We start from the raw sequence: 16,084 nt of genomic DNA on the forward strand, positions 1-16,084 counted from the left end.
ACCATGCTGTTAGTTGGATCGAATGTTGGAATATGTCGAAGAGGAGTTCCATGATGCAAAAGGTAAGAATCGACCTGGTATCCGACGTGGCCTGCCCGTGGTGCGCCATTGGCTACCGGCGTTTGGAGCAAGCGCTAGAGACACTCAAGGGCGAGATCGACGTTGAGCTGGTCTGGCAGCCTTTTGAGCTGAACCGCGATATGCCGCCTGAAGGCGAGCCGATTCTGGAGCACTTGTGCCGCAAGTATGGCAAAGACGCGGCCACCATGGAGCAGTCCCAGCGCGAGATTATGGCCGCCGCTGAAGAGCTTGGCCTGAATTTCCGGGGTGCCCTGGAACGTCGGGCGAACAATACCTTCGCTGCCCACCGCGTGCTGGCGTGGGCCGGAACGCAACACCAAGAAACGGCACTTCAGCTGGCTCTATTTGAGGCCTACTTCGGTGAAGCGAAAAACCCCGCCGATCCAGCGGTGCTTCGTGAGAAGGCCATTGAGGTTGGGCTGGACGGTGACACCGCCGAAGCCATTGCCCGTTCTGACCAATACACGGAGGAAGTACGCGAGGCAGAACAGCGCTTTATGGACGCGGGGGTGAGCGCGGTGCCGGGCTTTATCCTCGATGGCCGCTACCTGATCTCGGGTGCCCAGCCCGCCGATGTGTTGGTCGATGCGCTGCGTCAGGTGGCCGAAGAGAACGCTAACAGCTAATGTGTGAGAAGCCCCGCCTGAAGGCGGGGTAGCACTCTCAGCCTATCCTTTTCCAAGCCCCAACCTGTGAACGCATCTCTATGAAAACCATTGGCTTAATCGGCGGTATGAGCTGGGAATCCACGCAGACGTATTACCGCCTCATCAACCAGCATGTGCGCACGGCGTTGGGCGGGCTGCATTCGGCCAAGGTGGTGCTGTACAGCGTCGATTTTGCCGAGATAGAGGCGCTGCAGCACCAAGGCAACTGGCAGGCTACCGCTGAGATACTGGCGGCGGCGGGTAAAGCGGTCGAGGCGGCAGGGGCCGATTTCATGGTGCTGTGTACCAACACCATGCACAAGGTGGCCGAGCCGCTGGAAGCGGCGGTCTCCATTCCGCTGCTGCATATCGCCGATGCCACGGCCCAGGTGCTGCAACAACAGGGCATTAACTGCGTGGGGCTGCTCGGCACGCGGTTCACCATGGAGCAGGCGTTTTATATCGAGCGCCTGCAGCGTCAAGGCATCGAGGTGGTGGTACCCACCGAGCCACAGCGCGAGCGCGTGCACTCGGTGATTTATCAAGAGCTGTGCCTGGGCGTGGTAAAGGCAGATGCCAAAGCTGACTATTTGGAGATCGTCGCTTCGCTGGCTGAGCGCGGCGCGCAGGGCGTGATTTTAGGCTGTACAGAGATTGGCCTGCTGATTCAGCAAGCCGATACGAGCGTGCCGCTGTTCGATACCACTGAGATCCACGCGGAGCAGGCGGTTCAGCGGGCGTTAGGGCGTGGTTAGTCAGTCACTGACGTCCTCGCCCCTTTTGTGACAGTCAGCATTAGCCGAACTTAAACGGATTCAACCCATTGGCTTGCTGCATCATCATACGTTTGGCAAACGGCACGCGCTCGGCCAAGTGCAGGCTGAGATCGCCCAGTTGGCGCAGCGGTTTTGCGCCGGTGAACAGGTGGTGGAAGCTATCGGTGGCGGCAATCATCGCTTGGTTGGCCAGGCGGCGCTGGCATTCGAAGCGGTGCAGGCTGATGTGATCGCCGGGGTCGCGGCCTTTGATGATCAGCTCGGCCAGGGTGTCGGCGTCGTGTAGGCCGATGTTCAACCCTTGCCCGGCCAGCGGGTGCACTACGTGGGCGGCGTCGCCAATCAGCGCGAGGCGTTTGCCGATGTAGCGTTTGGCGTGCTGGCGCTTAATGGGAAAGCTGGCCCGCGCCACAATACGGGTGAGCTTGCCCAGGCGCTTGGGGAAGGTGGTTTCGATGGCGTGCTGGAGCGCGTTGTCAGAGAGCTGTTCGCGGGCTTTGGTGGCTTCATCGCTGTCGTACCACACCAGCGAGGCGCGCTGGCCGGGCAGCGGCAGCATGGCAATCGGCCCTTTGGGGGTAAAGCACTGCCAGCTAACGTCCTGCTGGGGCAGCTCGGTCTCGACGTTAATAATCATCGCCCGCTGGTGGTAGTCGTAGCTGGTCACGCCAATGCCCGCCAGCTCGCGCAGCGTAGAGCGCGCACCGTCGGCCCCTACAATCAGCCGGGCGCTTAGGGTTTTGCCGTTATCCAGCTCTAGCATGCGGGCGGTGGTGGCCGCCATGGTGCTGAGCGGGGCACACTGGGTGTAGCAGGTCACGCTGGGCAGTTCTTCCAGGCGTTGCCACAGGGCGTACTGCAAAGCGCGGTTTTCGATAAAGATACCGAAGTCGTTCATGCCGCTCTCTTCGGCGGAGAACACGGAGTGGCCGGTGCCATCCTGATTCGCCACATCGATATGTCGGAACGGACAGCAGCGCTCGCCAGGCAGTATCGCGCCGCTAGCTTTCACAAACGCGAGCGACCGGGCGTTGAGCGATGAAATACGCAGGTCGTAGTCGCCGCTGGCGGGTTTGGGGGCGCTGCCGCGTTCGACGAGCCCTACGGAAATGCCCGCCTGGCCGAGCCTTGCCGCCAGGGCCGCGCCCACCATGCCGCCACCGACAATAATAATCTCGTGATCCCACTGCATGAGAGGCTCCTTACTCCGCTATCGAGGGCACATTGCATGTGCTTATATTGTCATACAGTATCGTTGACTTGTCGCAGTATTGCCTAGGGTGATCCATTGACGCAGGCCGTGGAAAGTACAGAAAAACGCGAGAGCAGCCAGGTGGCCGGGGAAGCGCTGGCCGCTTTCATCAAACGCCACCCCAAACTCTGGGTGATTACCGGGGCGGGGGTGAGTACCGACAGCGGGATTCCCGATTACCGCGATGCCGATGGCCAGTGGAAGCGCCCGCCGCCGGTGCAGCACGGTGATTTTATGAGTTCCTTCGCCGTACGCCAGCGCTACTGGGCGCGGGCGCTGGTGGGCTTTAAAGCCATGCGCGAAGCCCAGGTGAGCGGGGCGCATCGGGCGTTGGCAGAGCTGGAGGCCATGGGCCATGTGGAGCTGCTGGTGACGCAAAACGTGGACCGTTTGCACCAGCGGGCGGGCTCGAAAAAGGTGATTGATCTTCACGGCAGGGCCGATGTGGTGGCCTGTATGGCCTGCGGCTATCAAATGATGCGTCACGCTATGCACAGTGAAATGGCGCGCATGAACCCAGCCTTTGCCGCGCTGGATGCCCGCCACGCGCCGGATGGCGATGCGGATCTGGAAACCGATTTCTCCACCTTCAAAGTGCTGGACTGCCCGCGCTGCCAGGGCATCCTCAAACCGCAGGTGGTCTACTACGGCGATGTGGTGCCCCCGGCGCGGCGGTTGGCGGCCCAGGCGGCGCTGCAGCAAGCTGATGCGGTGCTGGCAGTGGGGACGTCGTTGATGGTCTATTCCGGCTACCGCTTTTGCCGCGATGCCCACGCCATGGGGCTGCCTGTAGCATCGCTCTCGCTGGGTGTGACTCGCGCCGATGCGTTTTTGACTCACCAGTGGCGTGCGCCGCTAACGCCGGTGTTGGAGCAGGCGGTGGCGTGCTTGAAGAGCGCTTAACGCGCTTTCGACACCCACGGGTTGTCCTCGCTCCATAGCCGCCAGGGGGCGTCGCGGTCGGCGGGTTGGGCGTAATCGATGCCTACCCGTGGGCCGCTGGCAATCGCGCTGGGCGGCTCGCCAGAGGTAATCCACAGCCCATTCGCCTGATCGCCGTTTTGCGTCATATCGTGGCCGTAGAGGGCGTTATCGATACGCAGTGCCCGAGTCAGTTTACCGGGGCCGTTGCTTAGATTACGCCCCGCCACGCTGCGCCATGCGCGCATGGCAGGCTCGCCGATCACCGGCTCTACCGCTCGAATCAATACCGCGCAGGGGTTGCCTTCCGGCTGGGTGACCACGTTCAGCAGCCAGTGCATGCCGTACACCAAATAGACGTAGGCGTGACCGGGCGGGCCAAACATCGCCTCGGTGCGTGGCGTTCTGCGCCGGTGGGCATGGCAAGCGGAATCTTCCGAGCCACGGTAGGCCTCGGTTTCCACAATGCGCGCGGCCATTAGCTCACCATCGAGCTGGCGCACTAGCCAGCAGCCCAGCAGGTCTCGGGCGACTTCCAACGTATCGCGGTTGTAGAAGGCCTGGGGCAGGGGCGTGAGTGGCCCTTGCTCTATCGGTAACTTAACAGGGGTTAACGTGTCTCTCTGCGGCATACTATCGCCAATTACTTGAGTAAGCTGCTAGGGTATTCTGTAGGCCATTAATTGAAAAGCGGAGTTGCCCGTGCTGACCTTTGAACACCAGTTTGCCACGCTGCCAGAGCCCCTATGGGTGGCCTGCCAGCCTACGCCCGTGGCACAGCCCAGCCTGATCGCGTTCAACGATGCCCTGGCCGCGCAGCTAGGTATGCAAACCCGGCCCGACGACGCCACGCTGGCCCAGTGGTTCAGCGGTAACCAGCTGCCGTCGGGTGCCGAGCCTAAAGCGCTGGGCTACGCCGGGCACCAGTTCGGCAACTTCGTGCCGCAGCTAGGCGATGGCCGCGCACTGCTGTTGGGCGAAGTGGTGGATCAGCAAGGAATACGCCGTGATGTGCAGCTAAAAGGCAGCGGCCGCACGCCGTTTTCTCGCGGTGGCGATGGCCGCTCGCCCCTTGGCCCGGTGCTGCGGGAATACCTGGTGAGTGAATTTATGGCCGCCGTGGGCGTACCCACCACTCGCGCCCTGGCTGCTGTCGCCACCGGTGAGCGCGTGGTGCGTCAAATGGCCGAGCCGGGGGCCGTGCTGACCCGCGTAGCCAGCAGCCATATTCGCGTGGGCACGTTCCAGTTTGCCGCCGTTCGCCGCGATGAAGACGCGCTAAAAGCGCTGGCCGATCATGTGATTGCCCGCCACTACCCAGAAGCGGCCAACGCTGACGATCCGTACCTTGCGCTGTTAGAAGCCGTTACCGCCCGCCAAGCGGCGCTGGTGGCGCGTTGGATGAGCCTGGGCTTTATTCACGGCGTGATGAACACCGACAACTGCAGCATTGCCGGTGAGACCATCGACTACGGCCCCTGCGCCTTTATGGAACAGTTCGACCCACAGAAGGTGTACAGCTCCATTGACCAAGGCGGGCGCTACGCCTTCAACAACCAGCCGGGCATTGCCCAGTGGAACCTGGCGCGCTTTGCCGAAACCCTGCTGCCGCTCATGCGTGAAGAGGGCGATGCCGTGGTAGAGCAGGCCACCGAGGTTCTTCGTGGCTTCACCCAGCGCTTTAGCGCCGAGCAGCGCTGCCTGCACACTAACAAGCTAGGCCTTGCCCCAGAAAGCGACCGCGCCGCGCCGCTGATGGATGCGCTGGAGATCCAGATGCACCAGGGCCGCATGGATATGACCGCCACCTTTGATGCGCTGACGCACTATGCCAAAGCCCTGGGAACAGACACGTCAGGGCAACCCCAAAAAGACGCGTTGCTGGCGCTGACGACTCAGCCCGATGGCCTCGCTGCTTGGCTGGCCGACTGGGAAAGCGCCCAGCAAGCGAGCCAGCAGAGTGAACGCCTGGAGGCCATGCGCCAAGCCAATCCAGTGGTGATTCCCCGCAACCACCGCATTCAAGAGGTCATCGACGCGGCGGTAGAGGGTGATTTCGCGCCTTTTTACACGCTGCTCGCGGCGGTCACACAGCCCTTTGATGAATCGGAAGAAGCACGCCGCTTAGCCGCCCCGGCCACGGAAAGCGAACAGGTGTTGCGCACCTTTTGTGGTACGTAAATGCTGCACACCCTGTGATAAACTGTGCTTTTTTACAGGTAAGGGCGGAGGCAAGGTCGGCCTGTGCGCAAAATTATCCACTGCGACTGTGACTGCTTCTATGCGGCGGTAGAGATGCGCGATAACCCCGCGTTAACCGATATCCCCATTGCCATTGGCGGCAGTGTGGAGCAGCGCGGGGTGGTCGCTACCTGCAACTATCCGGCGCGCAAGTTCGGCATCCACTCCGCCATGCCCATGGCTCAGGCGCTCAAACGCTGCCCCCATCTCACGGTGATTCGTGGCGACATGGCGAAGTACAAAGATGTTGCCCGCCAGGTGTTTGCTATCTATCGCGATGTCACCGAGCTGATCGAGCCGCTCTCGCTGGATGAAGCCTTTCTGGATGTCTCGGAGGTCAAGCTTCACCACGGCAGCGCCACCCGTATGGCTGAAGCCATCCGCCATCGGGTGAAGCAGGAAGTAGGCATTACCGTCTCGGCGGGCGTGGCACCCAACAAGTTTCTCGCCAAGATCGCCAGCGACTGGCGCAAGCCCGATGGGCTATTTGTCATCACGCCAGACGATATCGACGCCTTCGTGCAGCAGCTTCCGGTGAAAAAAATCCACGGGGTAGGGCCGCGCACCGCTGAAAAGCTGGCGGAGTTGGGCATTCAGACCGGCGCGGATCTGCGCGCCCGGCCGCTTACCGAGCTGGTAGAGCGCTTTGGCCGCTTTGGCCATCGACTGCATGAACTCAGCCATGGGCGCGATGAGCGCCCCGTTAAAACCCACCGCGAGCGCAAGTCGATCAGCACCGAGCTAACCTACTCCCAAGACCTACCCACCCTGGAAGCCTGCCGCCGCCAGCTCCCCGAGCTGATTAGCGATTTAGAGCGCCGCTACGCCCGCCTAGACCCGGCACCCGCCGTGCGCGGAGTAATGGTGAAGATCAAATTCAACGACTTCACCCAAACCACCGTCGAACACGCCGACCCCGCCCCCAACTTGGAGCAGTTCGAAACCTTGCTGAACGTGGGATGGGCAAGGGGCGAGCGCCCCGTGCGCCTGCTGGGGGTGGGCTACCGCTTGGCGGAAGAGACCGCTGCCCAGCAGCTCTCGCTGTTTTAATTAGCCTGTTAATCCTTGGGTGGATTGACGGGTTTCCGTGCTCACGTTAAAACAGACGTATGATAGATAGCGCTTCTTCCCGTTAGCCTAACCGCGAGCCTGCCATGCCTGCCGATGCCACCCAACGCCCCCGCTTAGTGTTTGCCCATGCCAACGGCTTTCCCGGTTTGAGCTACCGCAGCCTGTTAGACCCGCTGGCAGAATCGTTCGATTTACACCCGCTAGATAGGCTAGGCCACCACCCGGATTACCCGGTGAATCACAATTGGGGCAACTTGGTGGATGAACTGATTAGCTACCTCCCCGATACCGACGCGCCGCTGCTGGGCGTGGGGCATTCGCTGGGCGGTACGCTGATGGCCATGGCCGCCGACAAGCAGCCGGAGCGCTTTTGTGGCGTGATTATGCTCGACCCGCCGCTGATGCTGGGGCCGGATGCCTGGGCCATGAAAGCGGCCAAGCGGTTTGGGCTGATGGATCGCATTACGCCGGCGGGTAAAACCAAAGGGCGGCGCAGCGTGTGGCCCAGCCGTGAGGCGATGGCGAACTCATTACGGCGGCGAGGGCTGTTTCGTCGCTTTACCCCTGAGGCGCTCAACGACTACATTGAAGCAGGCACGCGGCTTTTAGATGACGGTAGCGCCGAGCTGACCTTTGACCCGCGCATCGAGCTGGAGATTTTCCGCCACCTGCCGGATCACCTCTCCAACCTGCCGCAGCGCGTAGGCGTACCCATCCAACTGGTGGCGGGGCAGCAGTCGCACTTGATGACGCCTTCACGGCTCAAGCGCATCGCTCGACGCGGGCTGCCGGTGAGTATGGTGCCCGGCACGCACATGTTCCCGATGGAACACCCGGAAGAGACGCGCACGGCGATACTGGCCGCGTGGCAGCAGTTTCAAACGGTACAGCCATAGAAGCAATGCAGCCATAGAGGCGATTAAGGAGACGATATGTACCTTTCCGTACAGCTGAGCTACTACCCGCTGGCCGATGATTTCAAGCCCGTGGTGAAAGAGGTGGTCAAACGTTTAGAGGCCACCGGGCTGGAAGTTCACCCCAACCGAATGAGCACCCAGGTGTTTGGCGAGTTCGATGAGGTAATGGCGGCACTGAGCGACGTGATGAAATGGTCGTTCGAGACCCACGGCAAAGCCGTGTTTACGGCTAACTTTTTAGAGGGTGACCGGCGGCCCCGGTAAATCCCTCCATGGCTGGCCTAACGTCATCCAACCCAGCCTAGCCGTTGCCACCTGCCTCGAAGGGCGTGTTGCTGATGAAGCGGTTGCGCCAATCAGCGCGCCACTGCGGCATACCGATGGAGAAACGCTGCGCCTGTTTATCGAAGCGCACCCAAACGATGGCGTCCAGGTAGCGGCTATCCTCCGATGTTTTCGAGAAGTCGATGTGCTGCGTGGCGAAAAGCGGCGTGCGGTAAACGGTCGAGGGCGTTTGCCGGTCGATGATGCGCAGGTAAGCGACGCCGCCCAACGGAGCAAGCAGCCCGGTTACCCTCACGGATTCGATGACGTAACCGCCCATCGGGCTAACCACCGAGACGCTGGCAGGCGCCTGCAGGGTGCTGTAAAGGCTTGTACCGAGGCCGAAGAGGGCGAGCAGCGCTATCCCAAACGCGACGAGAACCGCTTTTTTCATATGTACGCTTTTTCCTTGGTCAGCCATGCCAGCCCGACTTCCTTCCCCTACTGACTAACGTAACGCTGCGCGCAGCACGCCATTCGCAGCGCTACGTTTTGATCACTTACGAGACGAGTATTACGCACTTTCAGCACGCGTGCAGCGCGTTATCTCACCGGCTAGCTGCTCCAGTAACGCCGCATACAGTCCCGCATCCAGCGTCAAGCCCACGCCAAGAGGGTCCATCACGCCCAAGTATGCTGACGTATCGCCAAATACGTTGTTGACCATCTGCGGGTTGAACTGCGGTTCGCTGAAGACACACTGAATATTCTCTTCATTGACCAGCGTTTGTAACGCCTCAATGCGTGCTGGGCTAGGTGCAGACGCGTCGCCGATGGAAATGGCGCCTGCGGCCTGAACGTTAAAGGCTTCCTCGAAATACTGGTACGCATCGTGGAACACGATGAAGCGGGTGTCGGCGCTGTGGGCGAGGCGCTCCTGAAGCTGTTGTTCCAGCGCGATCAGCGCGTCTTGTCCTTGTGCAGCATTGTCACGGTAGGCGGCAGCGTTATCCGGGTCGAGGTCGCTTAGCTGGTCGGCGATCGCCGTGAGCCACTGGCGCGCGTTCGAGGGTGATAGCCAAGCGTGCGGGTTCGTGCCGGTATGGCTGTGATGATGGCCGTGGTGATCTTGGTGATCTTGGTGATCTTGGTGGTCATGGGACTTGGCATGCGCATGTGCGTGGTCATGTCCATGCTCGCGCTCGTGAGCTTGCCCCTCATCCAGCGTGAACGTCGCTTCTTCGCGGTATGCCAGTGTGGTGATGCCGGGCACGTCCATCAGCTCTAGGTGGTGTGCGTCTCCCGCTAAATGTTCTACCGGTCCTTCCAGCCAAGGGGTGAGCGAATCGCTGACCCATATCACCAGATCCGCACTGTCCAGCGCGCTGGCTTCCGAGGGGCGCAGCGAATAGCCGTGGGGAGAGGCGCCAGGCTGAATGAACAGCTCGGGCGTGCCCACGTCGCCCATGACGGTCGCCACCAACGAGTACACCGGAGGAATATCTACCGCGACGCGGGGCACTTCCGCCGAGGCTGCTAGGGGAAAGGCCGTCAGTAATGGCAGCGCGAAGTACGTTAAGCGGTGTGGCATGGGAGCTCCTGATGAAACGGGGGTGAGTGAACGAGACAAGGAGGGACATTCGAGTATCGCTTGTCTTTATATTTATGTTATAACATAACAAATACGTCAAGAGCGGATGCCTATGATGTCACTTGCGTCTTCCCCTCATCGTGAAGCGGTACTTAGCGTTCGTCAGTTGAACGTTCGCTTCGGTGGGCAGCAGATTCTCGAGAATATTCACTTCGATCTGTTTCGTGAGCAGGTGCTCACGCTAATCGGCCCTAACGGTTCGGGCAAATCGACGCTGGTGAAAACCTTGATCGGCGCGGTGAAGCCCACCTCGGGCAGTGTCACCCTCGCTCCACAACAGCGCATTGGGTACGTACCCCAGCGGCTCCATTTGGATGTGACGCTGCCGATGACGGTCCAGCGCTTCATCAACTTGCCGCGCCGCCATTCTCGTCAAGAGGTCGACGGCGCGCTAAAAGACGCCGGGGCCGAGACGCTTTTGCAGGCCAATATGAGCGATTTGTCTGGCGGGCAGTTGCAGCGCGTGCTGCTGGCGCGAGCGCTCCTGGTCAAGCCCGACATCTTGATTCTCGATGAAGCGACGCAAGGTCTCGACCACCGAGGAACGGCGGCGTTTTATCGCCATATCGAACGCGTTCGCCACACCTACGGCTGCGCCGTGCTGATGGTCAGTCACGACCTGCACGTGGTGATGCAGACCGCCGATCACGTGCTTTGTCTCAATCGCTGTGTCTGTTGCCAGGGTAAGCCTGAGCACGTGACCTCGACGCAGGATTATCGCTCGCTGTTCGGTGATCAAGCCGCACAAACGCTGGCGCTCTATCATCAGCAGTCTCAGGAGGCCGCCCATGCTGGATGATTTTATGTGGCGCGCCCTGTTGGCGGGCATGCTCGTGGCCATGGCGGCCGCACCGCTGGGTTGCTTCGTGGTGTGGCGACGCATGGCGTATTTTGGCGACGCGACGGCCCATGCGGCCATTCTGGGCGTTGCGCTGTCGCTGTTGATGAATATCTCGATTTTCCTCGGTGTGCTGACGGTAGCACTGCTGATGGCGACCTGTGTCTCTTTACTGAGCGGCCGTGGCTACGCCATGGATACGCTGCTCGGTGTGATGGCTCACTCGGCGCTGGCAGTGGGGCTGGTGGCCGTGTCGTTTCTCACCGGCGTGCGTATCGACCTTCACGCATATCTGTTCGGCGATATTTTGGCCGTTGGCAAACAGGATCTTTGGGTCATTGGCGGTGGCGTGGCGCTGGTGTTGCTACTGCTGTACTGGCGTTGGTCGCCTTTGCTGGCGGCGACGCTCAGCGAGGAGCTGGCCTACGCCAATGGCATTCAGCCGCGTCGTGAACAGTTAGTGCTCACCCTGGCACTGGCCGTGGTGGTGGCCGTCGCGCTGAAAGTCGTGGGCGTCTTGCTGATCGCCGCGCTATTGATCATCCCTGCCGCGACTGCACGCCCGTTTTGCCGGACGCCCGAAGCCATGGCGATGGTGGCCGTTGGGGTCGCCATGCTGGCGGTCGTGACAGGGCTCAAAAGCGCCTACCTGCTGGATACCCCCACCGGCCCGACCATCGTCTCCCTGGCTGCCCTGTTATTCACATTGGCAACGCTGATGTATCACGTTTGGCGCGTTTTTTGTCAGCGCCTTGCACCAGAGACTTACAAGGTTCCCATGCGCTAAATCAGTCGGGCAGAAAGCGGGCCTTTGGGGCGGCTCGTCGCCACGCGCTAGCGCTTATATCGCCGACGCGGTGGCCTTTTTATTCGAGACGCGTACCGTCGGTCTTCGCTTACGCCTGCTTAACAGTGCCATGTGCCCGCGCTTTCACTGCGACAACCTGCCGGTGCGCCTCGTTACGACCTATGTTGGGCCCGGTAGCGAATGGTTGCCGGAGTACGCCATCAATCGTACAGGGCTGGGGGCGCCGCACCCCGATAAACCCGAGATTGCCACTGACACTGCTGCCATCCAACGCCTTGCGCCCGGCGATATTGGTTTGATCAAGGGCAGCGGTTGGGTTGGCAGCGAAGAGCGTGGGTTGGTGCATAGAAGCCCTGCACTCGACAATGGCCATAAACGCCTGCTAATGAGCATCGATCCCGCGTAAATCTCTTTGGCGACGGTGAGAGGACCGGTGAGCCCACGAGCTTGGCAGGCGGATATGAAAGCCCACTGCCAGGCTCTATAACGAAGCAAAGAGTGCCAGGAAAATACGAGCACCATGAATGCCAAGCTAGATGGGGGCTGGATGTATATAGGATTCAACGTCCCTTTCTATTCGTCTACTCACGGGCTTTCTCGGCAGAGGCAAGATGAAAGTGGAGCACATTGAAAGCTTGCACGCTCATCATGCCGCGGCGCGTAGCGAACGGTGGGGATAAAATGAGAGCGCTGGCGGGGGCCGCCAGCGCTCAAGGAGGGGTATCTCATGGAAAAAATGAGTGAGATTAGTGAGACAGCATCTCATCGACAATCTCTTCACCACTGAGCGATGAAGCGTAGTAGGTTGGCCAATTGGTCACTTCCTCCAACAGCGCCTCACGATCATCTCCCCAGTAAAGGTGGTAGTGGTGTGCATCCGTCGGATAGATGCTGTGGTCGCTGAACTGAAGGTAGCGAGGGAGTGCGTCATCGGCTTCTTCTGCGAGTTCGAAGATGAAGCGAACGCCTCGGTTGCCGGCTTCGTAATTTAGAATCTCGTAGCCATCGTAGTGGTAGTCGCCGGTCATCGGCTCGCCGTTGGTAAAGAAGGTGACGCTGCTTCCATCGATGACGATCCGCTCTACATCAGTCGCGTAACCGGTATCGTAGTACGCTTTGTACTCCTCGGCGCTTTTGTCTCCCTTCTCAGCTTTATGGGCGAAAACAGGGTCTAACGTGCCGTCCAACAAATAAGGATAAACGGACTGCCAGTCGCCTTCCCAATCGGTAAGCGGGCGATCGGCAATTTGTTCATCGTCAAAGTAGCCCGCATAGATATCGTTATCATGCGAATGGTCATGGTCATGAGCGTTGCTGTGGCTATGGTCATGATCATGACTATGGTCGTGATTATGGTCATTGGCCTGGGTGACTTGAGCGCAGGTCAGTAGTGCAATACTGAAGGCCAGCGTGCTGATTTTCGGGTTAGCAAGTACAAACATGACTCATTCTCCATGTTGGCGATATTTGATTATGTTATAACATATCTTTAAAGGTTTTCAATAGAGCGGTATCAATGATCTAGGGCCATCGTCTGTTTTACGTTAGGAATGTGTCCACTGGGTTTAGATTCGGCTCAACAACTTACCTAGCGTTTCCATCCCCCGTTCGCTGCGCTGGGTCCAGGGGTGGCCATAGCTCAAGCGAATGCAGTGGCGAAACTGTTGGGTCGCGGAGAAAATGGGGCCTGGCGCGAGGCTAACGCCATGGTCGAGCGCTGTGCGAAACCGCTGCAGCGAATCCACGTGATCGGGAAACTCCACCCAAAGGAAATAACCGCCCGCAGGTCGGGTGATGCGCGTATGCGCTGGGAAGTAGCGATCTGCCGCCGCCAGCATACTGGTTTGTTGGGCTTCTAAGGCATGGCGAAGCTTGCGCAAATGGCGGTCGTAGCCACCGTGTTGTAAGTAGTCAGCAATGGCGGCCTGGGCGGGGATAGAGGGGGAAATGGTAGTCATTAGTTTTAGCCGCGAGATCTCCTGGGCATAACGCCCGCCCGCTACCCAGCCCACCCGATAGCCGGGTGCCAAGCACTTCGAGAAAGAGCTGCAGTGAATCACCAAGCCCTCATCATCAAAGGCCTTAACGGGAGCGGGCGGCGTGCTGCCAAAATAGAGCTCGGCATACACGTCATCCTCTAGCATGGGCACTTGGTGCTGCTTTAATAACTGGTAAAGCACCTGTTTGCGCTCGTTGCTTAGGCTGGCGCCGATGGGGTTCTGCAGGTGGCTCATAAACCAGCAGGCTTTGATGGGCAGCGTCGCTAGTCGCTCTGCCAGCACGTCTAGGTCAATCCCTTCCCGAGGGTGAACCGGAATTTCCACCGCACGTAGTTTGAGCCGCTCCAACACTTGTAGGCTGGCATAAAAAGCAGGTGACTCAACCGCGACCAAGTCCCCCGGCTGGGTCACGCACTGTAGGGCTAGATTGAGCGCCTCCATTGCACCATTGGTAATCACCAGTTCGTCCATCGGCAGCTGAATACCGCCCAGCATGTAGCGCAGAGCAATCTGCCGGCACAGGTCGGTATGCCCGGTGGTCATATCGGCTACCACCTGTTGGGGCGAAAGCGCCCGCAACCCTCGCGTCATACTGATACTCAAGCGAGAGAGTGGAAATAGCTCAGGGCTCGGGAAAGCCGAGCCAAAGGGCACCGTTTGATCATCCTGCAGTGAGCCCAGAACCGAGAACACCAGCTCGCTGACCTGCACCTCCGCTGGGTCGGTGGGTTGTAGCGTGACGCGGGGTTCGTTGATCAAGCGCCGCGCATGTTCACGAACAAAGTAGCCCGAGCGCGCCCGAGCGCTGATAAGCCCCTGGTTTTCCAGTAAGTAGTACGCCTGAAACACCGTCGAGGGGCTAATGCCGTGATGGCGGCTCGCTTGGCGCACTGACGGAATGCGCTCGCCTGGGCCCAGTACGCCTTGGCGAATCAGCGTTGCTATCTCATCGGCAAACTGTTCATAGCGTTTCATGGCATAAACCTGCAGGTGCTTGGCGCGGGTGCTTAGTGGGATCAACAGAATCGATACTCTCAATCAAAAGCATATCAAAACTGATACGGCTTTTTTCTCTAAAACTGCATCTGTTTTAGTGGTTGGCTGGGAGAGCATAGTAGCGGCTCATTCGGTGACGCCCCTCGACCGTATAGATCGCCACTCCCTCTTTTCTGGATATCGGTATGACGCAACGCATTCCTCTGCAAGACCTAACCACCGATGCAGCCGTTGAACACCATTCGCCTCAGGCTCAATCTACTAATCGCTCGCCATCCACGTCTGGGCATATCTATGTGCGAGAAATACAGGGCTTTTTTCAGCGCATAAGGCGTTATTCCAACTGGCTGCTAATAGCGCTTTATGTGGGCTTGCCATGGCTTCAGTGGGGAGACCGCCCCATGGTGTGGTTTGACCTCTCTGCCCAGGAGTTCCACCTCTTCGCAGCGACGTTTTATCCCCAAGACTTTATTCTACTGACCTGGATTCTGGTGCTGTGCGCGTTTGGTCTGTTTTTGATCACGGTGGTGGCGGGGCGAGTGTGGTGTGGCTATAGCTGCCCGCAAAGTGTATGGACGTTTTTGTTTATTTGGTTCGAGCACCGCCTGGAGGGGCCAAGGCATCGTCGGATACGTCGCGACAACGCATCTAACACGCTGGGGTCGTTATGGCGAAAAGGCGCTAAACATACCGCTTGGCTACTGATTGCGTGGGTAACGGGCGTCACCTTCGTGGGATATTTTACGCCGGTGGGTGGGCTCGTGAGGGATCTATTCAGCCTAGAGGCGCACCCTTGGGCGCTTTTTTGGATCGGTTTTTTTACTCTGTTTACCTACCTGAACGCTGGCTGGTTGCGCCATCAAGTGTGTCTGCACATGTGCCCCTATGCACGCTTTCAGTCGGCCATGTTTGATAGCCATACGCTGATGGTTTCTTATGATCCCGACCGTGGTGAGCCCCGTCGTGGCCATCGCAAAGAGATTGCGGAAGCGGCTGTTGGGGACTGTATTGATTGCGAACTGTGCGTGCAGGTGTGCCCCACGGGGATCGATATTCGTGATGGCCTGCAGTATGAGTGTATTGGCTGCGCGGCGTGTATCGATGCCTGCGATAGCGTGATGGCGCGTATCGATAAGCCGCTGGGCCTGATTCGCTATACCACCGAGCGCGCGCTAGAGGGCAAACCTACGAGGTTTTGGCGTCCTCAGCTGTTGGCCTATACGGTGGCGCTGCTTTCTATGGTGGTTTTGTTGATCAGTTTTTTGAATGCCCGAGTGCCTATTGATGTAGACATTGCCCGAGATCGTCAGGCGCTGTTTGAAAGCACGGCCGAGGGGCGCATTATCAACTACTACACCGTGACGCTGCGCAATCAAGATACGAAGGAACACCAATACGCGCTATCCGCCACCGGTTTGCCCGGCCTGCGTTTACAAGGGGCTGACACATTCGTCTTGGCCGCTAATGAAACGAGGCAGTTACGCGTGGCACTCAATGTTGACGCGTCAGCGCTGACCCAGCCGAGCCACCCGGTGTTGCTGTACATTGTTGCGTTAGATGAGCCTTCAATCTCCTCTAACATTGAAACGCGGTTTTTGGGATCGACCCGTCAGTAAGAGTG

General features: G+C 59.3%; 17 protein-coding genes. 11 read left to right on the forward strand and 6 right to left on the reverse strand.

Features of this window, described 5'->3' with window-relative positions:
* Positions 1–53 precede the first annotated feature (53 nt).
* The gene (locus CTT34_RS03560; RefSeq protein WP_159343704.1) at positions 54–707 is read left to right on the forward strand and encodes a DsbA family oxidoreductase; all 654 of its coding nucleotides are present in this window, start codon (positions 54–56) and stop codon (positions 705–707) included.
* Between the two features lie 80 nt (positions 708–787).
* Positions 788–1,483 (forward strand): aspartate/glutamate racemase family protein, encoded by a 696-nt coding sequence (locus tag CTT34_RS03565; protein ID WP_159341211.1) that lies wholly within the window; start codon positions 788–790, stop codon positions 1,481–1,483.
* A gap of 40 nt (positions 1,484–1,523) precedes the next feature.
* Here CTT34_RS03565 and CTT34_RS03570 read toward each other — a convergent pair whose 3' ends face one another.
* Positions 1,524–2,696 (reverse strand): UbiH/UbiF/VisC/COQ6 family ubiquinone biosynthesis hydroxylase, encoded by a 1,173-nt coding sequence (locus CTT34_RS03570; protein ID WP_159341212.1) that lies wholly within the window; start codon positions 2,694–2,696, stop codon positions 1,524–1,526.
* 96 nt (positions 2,697–2,792) lie between these two features.
* Here CTT34_RS03570 and CTT34_RS03575 point away from each other — a divergent pair, with 96 nt between their 5' ends.
* Complete coding sequence (locus tag CTT34_RS03575; RefSeq protein WP_159341213.1) at positions 2,793–3,659, forward strand: NAD-dependent protein deacetylase; 867 nt, start codon at positions 2,793–2,795, stop codon at positions 3,657–3,659.
* On the opposite strand, the gene CTT34_RS03580 is transcribed toward CTT34_RS03575, so the two are convergent.
* Complete coding sequence (locus CTT34_RS03580) at positions 3,656–4,309, reverse strand: DNA-3-methyladenine glycosylase (RefSeq protein WP_159341214.1); 654 nt, start codon at positions 4,307–4,309, stop codon at positions 3,656–3,658. The genes CTT34_RS03575 and CTT34_RS03580 overlap by 4 nt on opposite strands.
* A gap of 70 nt (positions 4,310–4,379) precedes the next feature.
* On the opposite strand from CTT34_RS03580, the gene CTT34_RS03585 reads away from it, so the two are divergent.
* The 4 genes from CTT34_RS03585 (at position 4,380) to CTT34_RS03600 (ending at position 8,170) form a co-directional block, all read left to right on the forward strand.
* Positions 4,380–5,858, forward strand: coding sequence for a protein adenylyltransferase SelO (locus CTT34_RS03585; protein ID WP_159341215.1), 1,479 nt, complete (start codon positions 4,380–4,382; stop codon positions 5,856–5,858).
* A gap of 63 nt (positions 5,859–5,921) precedes the next feature.
* Complete coding sequence (gene dinB / locus CTT34_RS03590; RefSeq protein ID WP_159341216.1) at positions 5,922–6,968, forward strand: DNA polymerase IV; 1,047 nt, start codon at positions 5,922–5,924, stop codon at positions 6,966–6,968.
* 104 nt (positions 6,969–7,072) lie between these two features.
* Positions 7,073–7,885, forward strand: a complete 813-nt coding sequence (locus CTT34_RS03595; RefSeq protein ID WP_159341217.1) for an alpha/beta fold hydrolase — start codon at positions 7,073–7,075, stop codon at positions 7,883–7,885.
* A gap of 36 nt (positions 7,886–7,921) precedes the next feature.
* Positions 7,922–8,170: a YkoF family thiamine/hydroxymethylpyrimidine-binding protein gene (locus CTT34_RS03600; RefSeq protein WP_008958845.1), complete on the forward strand. Its 249-nt coding sequence runs from the start codon at positions 7,922–7,924 to the stop codon at positions 8,168–8,170.
* A gap of 37 nt (positions 8,171–8,207) precedes the next feature.
* Here CTT34_RS03600 and CTT34_RS03605 read toward each other — a convergent pair whose 3' ends face one another.
* On the reverse strand, positions 8,208–8,624 hold the full coding sequence (locus tag CTT34_RS03605) for a hypothetical protein (RefSeq protein WP_159341218.1): 417 nt from the start codon (positions 8,622–8,624) through the stop codon (positions 8,208–8,210).
* Between the two features lie 120 nt (positions 8,625–8,744).
* The gene (locus CTT34_RS03610; RefSeq protein WP_159341219.1) at positions 8,745–9,761 is read right to left on the reverse strand and encodes a zinc ABC transporter substrate-binding protein; all 1,017 of its coding nucleotides are present in this window, start codon (positions 9,759–9,761) and stop codon (positions 8,745–8,747) included.
* A gap of 112 nt (positions 9,762–9,873) precedes the next feature.
* Here CTT34_RS03610 and CTT34_RS03615 point away from each other — a divergent pair, with 112 nt between their 5' ends.
* From CTT34_RS03615 to CTT34_RS03625, 3 genes are all read left to right on the forward strand, one after another.
* A complete protein-coding gene (locus tag CTT34_RS03615) occupies positions 9,874–10,620 on the forward strand; it encodes a metal ABC transporter ATP-binding protein (protein WP_254436450.1) in 747 nt (248 codons plus the stop codon).
* Positions 10,610–11,446, forward strand: coding sequence for a metal ABC transporter permease (locus CTT34_RS03620; protein ID WP_159341220.1), 837 nt, complete (start codon positions 10,610–10,612; stop codon positions 11,444–11,446). The genes CTT34_RS03615 and CTT34_RS03620 overlap by 11 nt, the downstream gene beginning before the upstream one ends.
* Before the next feature lie 70 nt (positions 11,447–11,516).
* A complete protein-coding gene (locus CTT34_RS03625) occupies positions 11,517–11,873 on the forward strand; it encodes a DUF1826 domain-containing protein (protein WP_350338773.1) in 357 nt (118 codons plus the stop codon).
* 340 nt (positions 11,874–12,213) lie between these two features.
* On the opposite strand, the gene CTT34_RS03630 is transcribed toward CTT34_RS03625, so the two are convergent.
* Positions 12,214–12,909 (reverse strand): metal-binding protein ZinT, encoded by a 696-nt coding sequence (locus CTT34_RS03630; protein WP_159341221.1) that lies wholly within the window; start codon positions 12,907–12,909, stop codon positions 12,214–12,216.
* A 123-nt stretch (positions 12,910–13,032) separates the two neighbouring features.
* Positions 13,033–14,442: a GntR family transcriptional regulator MpaR gene (mapR, locus tag CTT34_RS03635; protein WP_159341222.1), complete on the reverse strand. Its 1,410-nt coding sequence runs from the start codon at positions 14,440–14,442 to the stop codon at positions 13,033–13,035.
* A gap of 206 nt (positions 14,443–14,648) precedes the next feature.
* Here mapR and ccoG point away from each other — a divergent pair, with 206 nt between their 5' ends.
* The gene (ccoG, locus tag CTT34_RS03640) at positions 14,649–16,079 is read left to right on the forward strand and encodes a cytochrome c oxidase accessory protein CcoG (RefSeq protein WP_159341223.1); all 1,431 of its coding nucleotides are present in this window, start codon (positions 14,649–14,651) and stop codon (positions 16,077–16,079) included.
* Positions 16,080–16,084 lie beyond the last annotated feature (5 nt).

The organism is Halomonas meridiana (assembly GCF_009846525.1).
Taxonomy (GTDB): Bacteria; Pseudomonadota; Gammaproteobacteria; order Pseudomonadales; family Halomonadaceae; genus Vreelandella.

What these genes read in the sequence shown, in the direction of transcription:
- CTT34_RS03570 (WP_159341212.1), bottom strand. Translation starts at nt 2,696, where the DNA reads ATGCAGTGGGATCACGAGATTATTATTGTCGGTGGCGGCATGGTGGGC.
- CTT34_RS03615 (WP_254436450.1), top strand. Translation starts at nt 9,874, where the DNA reads ATGATGTCACTTGCGTCTTCCCCTCATCGTGAAGCGGTACTTAGCGTT.
- CTT34_RS03620 (WP_159341220.1), top strand. Translation starts at nt 10,610, where the DNA reads ATGCTGGATGATTTTATGTGGCGCGCCCTGTTGGCGGGCATGCTCGTG.
- CTT34_RS03630 (WP_159341221.1), bottom strand. Translation starts at nt 12,909, where the DNA reads ATGTTTGTACTTGCTAACCCGAAAATCAGCACGCTGGCCTTCAGTATT.
- CTT34_RS03560 (WP_159343704.1), top strand. Translation starts at nt 54, where the DNA reads ATGCAAAAGGTAAGAATCGACCTGGTATCCGACGTGGCCTGCCCGTGG.
- mapR (WP_159341222.1), bottom strand. Translation starts at nt 14,442, where the DNA reads ATGAAACGCTATGAACAGTTTGCCGATGAGATAGCAACGCTGATTCGC.
- CTT34_RS03580 (WP_159341214.1), bottom strand. Translation starts at nt 4,309, where the DNA reads ATGCCGCAGAGAGACACGTTAACCCCTGTTAAGTTACCGATAGAGCAA.
- CTT34_RS03595 (WP_159341217.1), top strand. Translation starts at nt 7,073, where the DNA reads ATGCCTGCCGATGCCACCCAACGCCCCCGCTTAGTGTTTGCCCATGCC.
- ccoG (WP_159341223.1), top strand. Translation starts at nt 14,649, where the DNA reads ATGACGCAACGCATTCCTCTGCAAGACCTAACCACCGATGCAGCCGTT.
- CTT34_RS03565 (WP_159341211.1), top strand. Translation starts at nt 788, where the DNA reads ATGAAAACCATTGGCTTAATCGGCGGTATGAGCTGGGAATCCACGCAG.
- CTT34_RS03600 (WP_008958845.1), top strand. Translation starts at nt 7,922, where the DNA reads ATGTACCTTTCCGTACAGCTGAGCTACTACCCGCTGGCCGATGATTTC.
- CTT34_RS03605 (WP_159341218.1), bottom strand. Translation starts at nt 8,624, where the DNA reads ATGAAAAAAGCGGTTCTCGTCGCGTTTGGGATAGCGCTGCTCGCCCTC.
- CTT34_RS03610 (WP_159341219.1), bottom strand. Translation starts at nt 9,761, where the DNA reads ATGCCACACCGCTTAACGTACTTCGCGCTGCCATTACTGACGGCCTTT.